A 7378-nucleotide genomic window follows, 5' to 3' on the forward strand; every position below is an offset into this window, starting at 1 on the left:
GGAATACCCGCCATGAGCCGCAGCCAAGACAACTGGGTAGCCATGGGCTATGTGAAAGGCGCTTTCGGCATCAAAGGCTGGGTAAAAGTGGCCGCCGATACCGAATATGCCGACAGCCTGCTGGACTACCCTGTATGGCAGCTGAGTAAAGACGGTGTTTCCCGCAGCTACACGCTGGACAACGGCCAGGTGGCCGGCGATGAATTGCAAGTAAAATTCGCCGAAATAAGCGACCGTGATGCTGCACAGCTGTTGCGCGGCTACACCATCGAAATCAAACGCAGTGATTTTGAGCCCGCCCAAGAAGGCGAATACTACTGGGCCGACTTGGTCGGCTTGACGGTATACAACCGGCAAAACGAGCTCATCGGCACAGTAAGCAGCCTGATGGAAACCGGTGCGCACGATATTTTGGTGGTAGATGGTGAGCATGGCCGCAAACTAATTCCGTTTGTCGATCACTACATCGACAATGTGGATTTGGAACAAGGCAGCATCATTGCCGATTGGGGCTTGGATTACTGATGTATATCCAAGCCGTTACCCTGTTTGGCGAGATGTTCCGTAGCATCACCGACTACGGCGTAACCAGCCGCGCCCTGCAACGCGGCTTATGGCATTTCAACAGCATCAACCCGCGCCAGTTTGCCGACAACAAATTGGGCTACATCGATGACAGACCTTTTGGCGGCGGCCCCGGCATGATTATGATGGCTGAACCGCTACAATCGGCAATCGATGCCGCCAAAGCGCAGCATAACGGTAAAGTGATTTACCTCAGCCCGCAAGGCAGCCCGTTCACACATCAAAAAGCAGCCGAACTGGCTAAACTAGATGGCTTGATTTTGGTGTGTGGTCGCTACGAAGGCATCGACGAGCGTCTGCTGAGCAGTGCCATCGATGAAGAAATCAGCATTGGCGATTTTGTGGTATCCGGCGGCGAATTGCCGGCCATGATGCTGATGGATGCAGTGTTGAGGCTGATTCCAGGCGTGCTGGGCGATGCCGATTCGGCCGGACAGGATTCGTTTGCCAACGGCCTTTTAGACTGCCCGCACTACACCCGCCCGATAGAATTTCAGGGCATGACTGTGCCCGCTGTATTGCGCAGCGGCAACCATGCCCTGATTGTGGAATGGCGCTTAGAACAAGCGTTACGCCGCACCCTGCAGCGCCGACCAGACCTTTTGGCCGGTCGCGCATTAACCCCAGAGGAATCTAGGCTCCTGCAAAAAATCCGGCAGGAGGAACGAGATATCCCATCATAAACTTAAGGACTATAGCAATGAACTTGATTCAACAGCTCGAACAGGAAGAAATCGCCCGTTTGAACAAAACCATCCCCGAATTCGCTCCCGGCGACACCGTATCCGTTTCCGTGCGCGTAACCGAGGGTAACCGTACCCGTCTGCAAGCCTACGAAGGCGTGGTAATTTCCCGCCGCAACCGTGGCCTGAACAGCAACTTCATTGTGCGCAAAATCTCTAGCGGTGAAGGCGTAGAACGTACTTTCCAACTGTATTCTCCCAACGTGGAAAAAATCGAAGTGAAACGCCGCGGCCACGTTCGCCGTGCCAAACTGTACTACCTGCGCGGCCTCACCGGTAAAGCTGCCCGCATCAAAGAAAAACTGTCTGGCCGCAAACTGGAAGATTAATCTTTGCTGTCATCGAAAACCTGCCCTCTGCGGCAGGTTTTTGTTTGCGACTTGACTCTCCAATTGTTTTGTCTTATGTATAGGAGTATTGGAATAACACAATGAATACAAATCACAATACTGCATAATAAAAGACTGCCTGAAAGTTCAGCTTCGTAGAAACTCATAAACCTATTCTGCAGCGCCCATTACCTTTGTTTTCGCGAAACTCACCCCATTCATTTTCAGGTAACCTATACGCAACCACATGCCACCATATTCCCAGCTTGTTGCTTACACGCCGCCTTTTACCTTTGCGCCCATCAGCCCGCTTTTTCAGGTAGCCTGTTTCCACTTAAAATAATGCCCTTTCACTTCACCGCTTTTGCACCATGACCACACAAATCGGCATTGATTTAGGCACCACCAACTGTCTCGTCGCCCAATTCATCAATGGCGAAACCCGCCTGATTCCCAATCGGCTCGGCCACACACTCACACCTTCCGTGGTAAGCGTGGCGGACGACGGCACAATACTGGTGGGGTTGGCCGCACGCGAGCGGCTGCGCACCGCCCCGCAGGCCACCGCCTCCGCCTTCAAGCGCTTCATGGGCACCGACAAAATCTTCCGGCTCAACGGCAAGAAATTCCGTGCCGAAGAACTTTCCGCACTGGTGCTGCGCCAGCTTAAAGAAGATGCCGAAGCCGATTTGGGCGAAGAAGTGCGCGATGTGGTGATTACCGTGCCGGCCTACTTCAACGCCATCCAGCGCCAGGCCACTCGCAACGCCGCGCAGATGGCCGGGCTCAACGCGCTGCGCCTGCTCAACGAACCCACTGCCGCCGGCTTGGCCTACGGCCTGCAGGAAAAGCCCGACGACACCCGATTTTTGATTTACGACCTCGGCGGCGGCACGTTCGACGTATCCGTGCTCGATTATTTCGACGGCGTGGTGCAGGTATCCGCCAGCGCGGGCGACAACCACTTGGGCGGTGAAGACTTCGTGCAGGTGTTGCGCCAGCTTTTTCTGGCCAAATGCAAAGAATTGAGCGACGAAGAACGCGCCCGCCTCGCCGACAGCAGCGAACTGTGGCAGGCTTTGGAAACCGCCAAACGCAGGCTCGGCGAAGAAATGCAGGCCGAAGTGCAGGTGAACGTGGGCAACCGCATGGCCGCCGCCGCGATTACCCGCCAAGAGTTCCAAGAAGCCGCCAAACCGCTGATGGCGCGGTTGCGCCAGCCGTTGGAACGTGCACTGCGCGACGCCAAGCTGCACCCGAGCCAAATCGACAGCATCATTCTGGTGGGTGGCGCCACGCGGATGCCGGTTGTCCGCAACACCATCGCCCAGCTGTTCGGCCGTATTCCCAAAGCCTCGGTCAATCCCGATGAGGCCATCGCGCGCGGTGCGGCGGTGCAGGCCGCCCTGCTGGCGCGCGACAGCAACGTGGAGGAAGTGGTGCTCACCGATGTGATGCCCTTCTCGCTGGGCGTGGAAGTGTCCGAACAGCTGCCGGACGGCAGCGTCACACACGGCATTTTCAGCCCGATTATCGAGCGCAACATGCCCGTGCCCGTATCGCGCGTGGCCGGCTATTCCACCATGAACGACCGGCAAACCGCCATCACGCTTCGCGTGCTGCAAGGCGAATCCGTGCTGGCCAACGAAAACCTCGAGCTCGGCCAGCTCGAAGTGCGCGTGCCGCCGCGCCGCGCCGGTGAAGTGAACATCGACGTGCGCTTCAGCTACGATGCCAACGGCCTGTTAGACGTGGACGTGAGCAACGAAGACCTCAATATCAAAGTCAACCAAACCTTCCGCCACAACAGCATCAACCTGAGCGAAGAAGAAGTGCAGGCCGCGCTCGAACGCCTCGCCGCGCTCAAAGTCCACCCGCGTGAGCAGCAGGAAAACATCTACCTGCTGGAAAAAGGCAAACGCCTGTATGAAGAATACCTCGGCGAACGGCGCCAGGCCATCGGCCGCGCCGTAATGCAGTTCGAGCGCACGCTGGAGAGCCAAGACGCCAACGCCATCCGCCACGCGCAAAAAGAATTCGGCGAATTCCTGCGCCACTTCGACGGCGGCTGGCTGCTCTAGGGCTACCTGAAAACCGCCAACCGGGCATTCATGCCCAAACCCGCACGGAAAACAACAAGCAGGCTACCTGAAAACGAACAAAGTGGGTTTCGCTATAGTGAATTAACAAAAACCGGTACAGCGTTGGCTCGCCTTGCCGTAACGTGTGTACTGTCTGCGGCTCGCCTCCTTGTCCTGATTTAAATTTAATTCACTATAAAACCCACACCCCCTGTTTTGGCGAAACTCGCCTTGCTCGTTTTGGCGAAACCCACTTCGTTTTCAGGCAGCCCCCACACCACACCGGAACCCATCATGGATTGCTGGCACATCCTGCAAATCGAGCCCACATCAGACGAACGCGCCATCAAACGCGCCTACGCCAAACTGCTGAAAACCACCCGCCCCGACGACGATGCCGAAGGCTATCAGCGCCTGCGCGAAGCATTTGACGAAGCCCTCGCCATCGCCCCCTATCTCGCTGGCGAAGCCGCGCCAGAATGGTCGTTCCCGGCAAGCGAATGGCTACCTGAAAACGAGCAGGGCGAGTTTCGCCAAAACGAACGAAGTGAGTTTCGCCAAAACGAGCAAAGCAGATTCGGCCAAGCCGATTCCCATCATGCTTTACCGCCTTGGCAGGCCGGCAGCCACGACGAACACCACACCTACCGGTTTTCAGGTAGCCCTAATCCCAATACGGCCGAAAACGAAAGGCTACCTGAAAACGGAAATCTGCCCGAAGCAGACGAACTATTTTCAGGTAGCCCCCACCCCTACGGCAGCGACCCCTGCGCCGCCCTGCTCAGCAATATCGAAACTTACTTCACCCGTGGCGGTGCGGCCGAGCTCGAAGCCGCCTGGCCGCACATCCGCGAACAGCTCGAGCAGCTGCCCCTGGGCGAAACCGAAAATGCCTCCCGCCAATTCGCCGACTTCCTGCGCACCCACCAAATCGACGACTGTATGCTGTGGGCGCAATGGTCGGATTACTTTGGCTGGCACCATCCCGACTTCCGCAACAACATCTTCACCCCGGCCGAGCTAGAACAGATCAAGGAATACCGCAGGATAGCGGCCAAGCTGGCCAAACATCGTGCCAAACCGCAGCACCCACACTCCTTCGTTCCGCCCATCGGCCAGGCCGCAACACAGCTGCTGACGCAATGGCGGCAGTGGTTCAAGCAAGGTGGTAGTGAAGAACTGCTGCGCCGCTGGCCAGAAACCAGCCGGATGCTCGACAATGCACCGCCACAGGAACATCGTGATGTGGCCGCAGCCTGCCTCGATTTTCTGCACCACAACCAAATCCGCCACCCACTCTTGTGGGCGCACCTGGCCGACTACTCCGGTTGGACGCACGCCTTCTTCCAAGAAGTGCGCGACCCGGAAGGCTTGGCGCGGCTGGAAGAATACCGCCGCACCGCCGACATCATTCATCTGTTCGAGCCGGAAGCTGCCGGGCCGGACGAAGACGGCAGCAAGCCGGAAAAGCGCCTGCCCGTATCCGCCCTATTCGCCCGCTTCCTCGGCACACCCCCCGGCCTGATGCGCCGCCTGTTTGCCGCCTTTGCCGCCATGCTGCTGTGGCCGGAATTGTCCGACGAAGCCAACCGCCGCCAACGCCTGCTGCTGCACACCTACCGCCCGGCCGTACACAAGCGCTATGATTTCTGGCACGGCTGCCGTATTGCCTGGGTGGTTATCTGCATCCTAGCAGCCGTGATTGGCAGCTTGGCCGCAGGAGGAAGCCCGAATGGCGGTATTGACTTACTTGCCGACTTTATGTTGGTGGTAGTCATCCTGGCTGCCATGCAGGTTGTTTATGCTGTGGGCAGCAGCAATATTTATTCAGCCTTAGAGTCGCTCAATCCCGGCTTGGGTGAAAGTTTTAATCATTTCAAATACCGCACAGGCTGGGGCAAAGCCATACATTTACTGCTTTCTCCGGCCATCCTCGTGCTTTTTGCCCCTGTGCTGCCCGCTGAGCCTTGGTGGAATATCGGCTACCTTGCCGTCCTGTTGGCCTGTTGGACATATTATTTTTGGCATCTTGAAGAGGACACGGCCGGCTGGAGCACCAGCAATCTCTGCTTGCTCGGCCTCGCCTTCCTGATTTTCTCTTTTCCTATACCGAAAGGTTATGGCCGCTATATCTTGGCTGCCACGCTGCTTTGGCTCAATGGCAACTTCTATCTGCTGTTTGACCGCCCCGCCTGGTTGGACAAAATCGAGCGGCTGATTCGGCAGGCGCTCAGTTTGCAAACCCTCCAACGACTGCCGTGGCAGTTGCTATTGCTAACGGGTGTGGCCAGCTTGGGTGGTTCGATACTGTCCGGCAATCAGTTGCTCGGTTTAACCATACTGCTCCTGCCATGGCGCATCATTTTTGCCGCTTTGCTGTGGCTATTGCTGCTGCCCGTACACACTGCACGGCTGGCCATGCAGGAGAAAAGTGGTGTATTGCTGGAAATCGGCACCGGCGCAATCATGCTGCTGGCTCTGTTGAACTGGTCCAATCTCAGCCCGTATCCCGACAACCTGCTGCTGTTCTACCCCGCCATACTGCTTTCGATCCTGCTGCGCCGTATGGTGCTGTGGCTGATATGCCGGTTGCTGAAAATCGGAGCTAAGGCTGTCTGAAATACAACAGGCTACCTGAAAACCGCCCCGCCCGTTTTTCAGGTAGCCTCCATCCCACCCGCTACACCTCCCTAACCACAACATGTCCGCCTTTCTCCGCCCCCGCCTGCACATCCTCGCTCTGCTTGCCCTAGCTGCAATGCTGATCGGCCAGCTTGGCAGTCTGTTTTGGCCGGCCGAACTATTCAGCCATTTCCTGCCCCACTACGCTGCCGTCTTCATTCTCGCCGCGATTTGGCCGCGCCCGAAGTGGCGTGCACTGTGGCTCGTGTGTGCTGCCGCATCTCTGCTATGGCTGGCTCAGCCCTTCGCCCTGCCCGATGCCCCAGCCGGCGGCACACGGCTGGTTTGGTACAACGTCCATCTCGATAATCCTGCCGCCGAAGCAGAAAGCACCGCCCTCTTAGCCGAGCAGGCCGACCTTCTCACGCTGGGCGAAATCAATCTCGACAACCCCGGCTGGCAAAGCCTGCGCCAAGCCTATCCACACGGCTGCCAACACCGCGAACACAGCCCCTTCGCCCTCGCCCTGTGGAGCAAACAGCCGCTGGCCGCCTGCGAAGTGCGCATGATTGGCGACTACCCCTATATCCGCGCCCAAACTGCCGACGGCACCACCCTCTACGCCCTACACCCGCCGCCACCCATCAGCAGCGAACTGGCCGGGGCGCGGCAGCACTACCTGGCCGAAACCGCCCGCGCCCTTGCCGCCGAACCGCGCGCGCTGGCTGTGGGCGACTTCAACAGCAGCCCGTTTTCCCCGCTGTTCCGCCGTTTCCTGCAAGAAGGCGGCAGCCGCCCCGCCACCCGCTACTTCACGCCCACTTGGAAACCGTTTTTCCTCAATATCGACCACGCCTTAGCCAAAGGCCTAAACGTTTCCGCCCACCCCTTGCCCTGGCAGCACTCCGACCACCGGCCGCTCTTGGTGGAATACGCCCATCAATAAAGTAAAAACAGCAAAGGCTACCTGAAACCGCCATTTCGTTTGGGGCTGTACTAGATTAGCAGATATGTTACC

6 protein-coding genes are annotated in these 7378 nt (G+C 57.8%); all 6 read left to right on the forward strand.

Annotation, left to right across the window (positions count from 1 at the left end; genetic code table 11):
* The first annotated feature begins 12 nt into the window (after positions 1-12).
* The 6 genes from rimM to HMPREF2541_RS10500 all read left to right on the forward strand — a co-directional run bounded on the left by rimM (position 13) and on the right by HMPREF2541_RS10500 (position 7306).
* Positions 13-525: a ribosome maturation factor RimM gene (rimM, locus tag HMPREF2541_RS10475; RefSeq protein WP_070543497.1), complete on the forward strand. Its 513-nt coding sequence runs from the start codon at positions 13-15 to the stop codon at positions 523-525.
* Positions 525-1268 (forward strand): tRNA (guanosine(37)-N1)-methyltransferase TrmD, encoded by a 744-nt coding sequence (gene trmD / locus HMPREF2541_RS10480; protein ID WP_070543499.1) that lies wholly within the window; start codon positions 525-527, stop codon positions 1266-1268. The genes rimM and trmD overlap by 1 nt, the downstream gene beginning before the upstream one ends.
* A 17-nt stretch (positions 1269-1285) precedes the next feature.
* A complete protein-coding gene (gene rplS, locus HMPREF2541_RS10485) occupies positions 1286-1657 on the forward strand; it encodes a 50S ribosomal protein L19 (RefSeq protein ID WP_003824892.1) in 372 nt (123 codons plus the stop codon).
* A gap of 371 nt (positions 1658-2028) precedes the next feature.
* Complete coding sequence (locus HMPREF2541_RS10490; protein WP_064103562.1) at positions 2029-3738, forward strand: molecular chaperone HscC; 1710 nt, start codon at positions 2029-2031, stop codon at positions 3736-3738.
* A 294-nt stretch (positions 3739-4032) separates the two neighbouring features.
* Positions 4033-6357, forward strand: a complete 2325-nt coding sequence (locus HMPREF2541_RS12075) for a J domain-containing protein (RefSeq protein ID WP_064103563.1) — start codon at positions 4033-4035, stop codon at positions 6355-6357.
* Positions 6358-6439: 82 nt separating this feature from the next.
* Entirely contained in the window at positions 6440-7306 is an 867-nt protein-coding gene (locus HMPREF2541_RS10500) for an endonuclease/exonuclease/phosphatase family protein (RefSeq protein ID WP_035581284.1), read from the forward strand.
* The last annotated feature ends 72 nt before the right edge of the window (positions 7307-7378 follow it).

Origin of the sequence: Eikenella sp. HMSC061C02 (assembly GCF_001809035.1) — a bacterium.
Taxonomy (GTDB): domain Bacteria; phylum Pseudomonadota; class Gammaproteobacteria; order Burkholderiales; family Neisseriaceae; genus Eikenella; species Eikenella corrodens.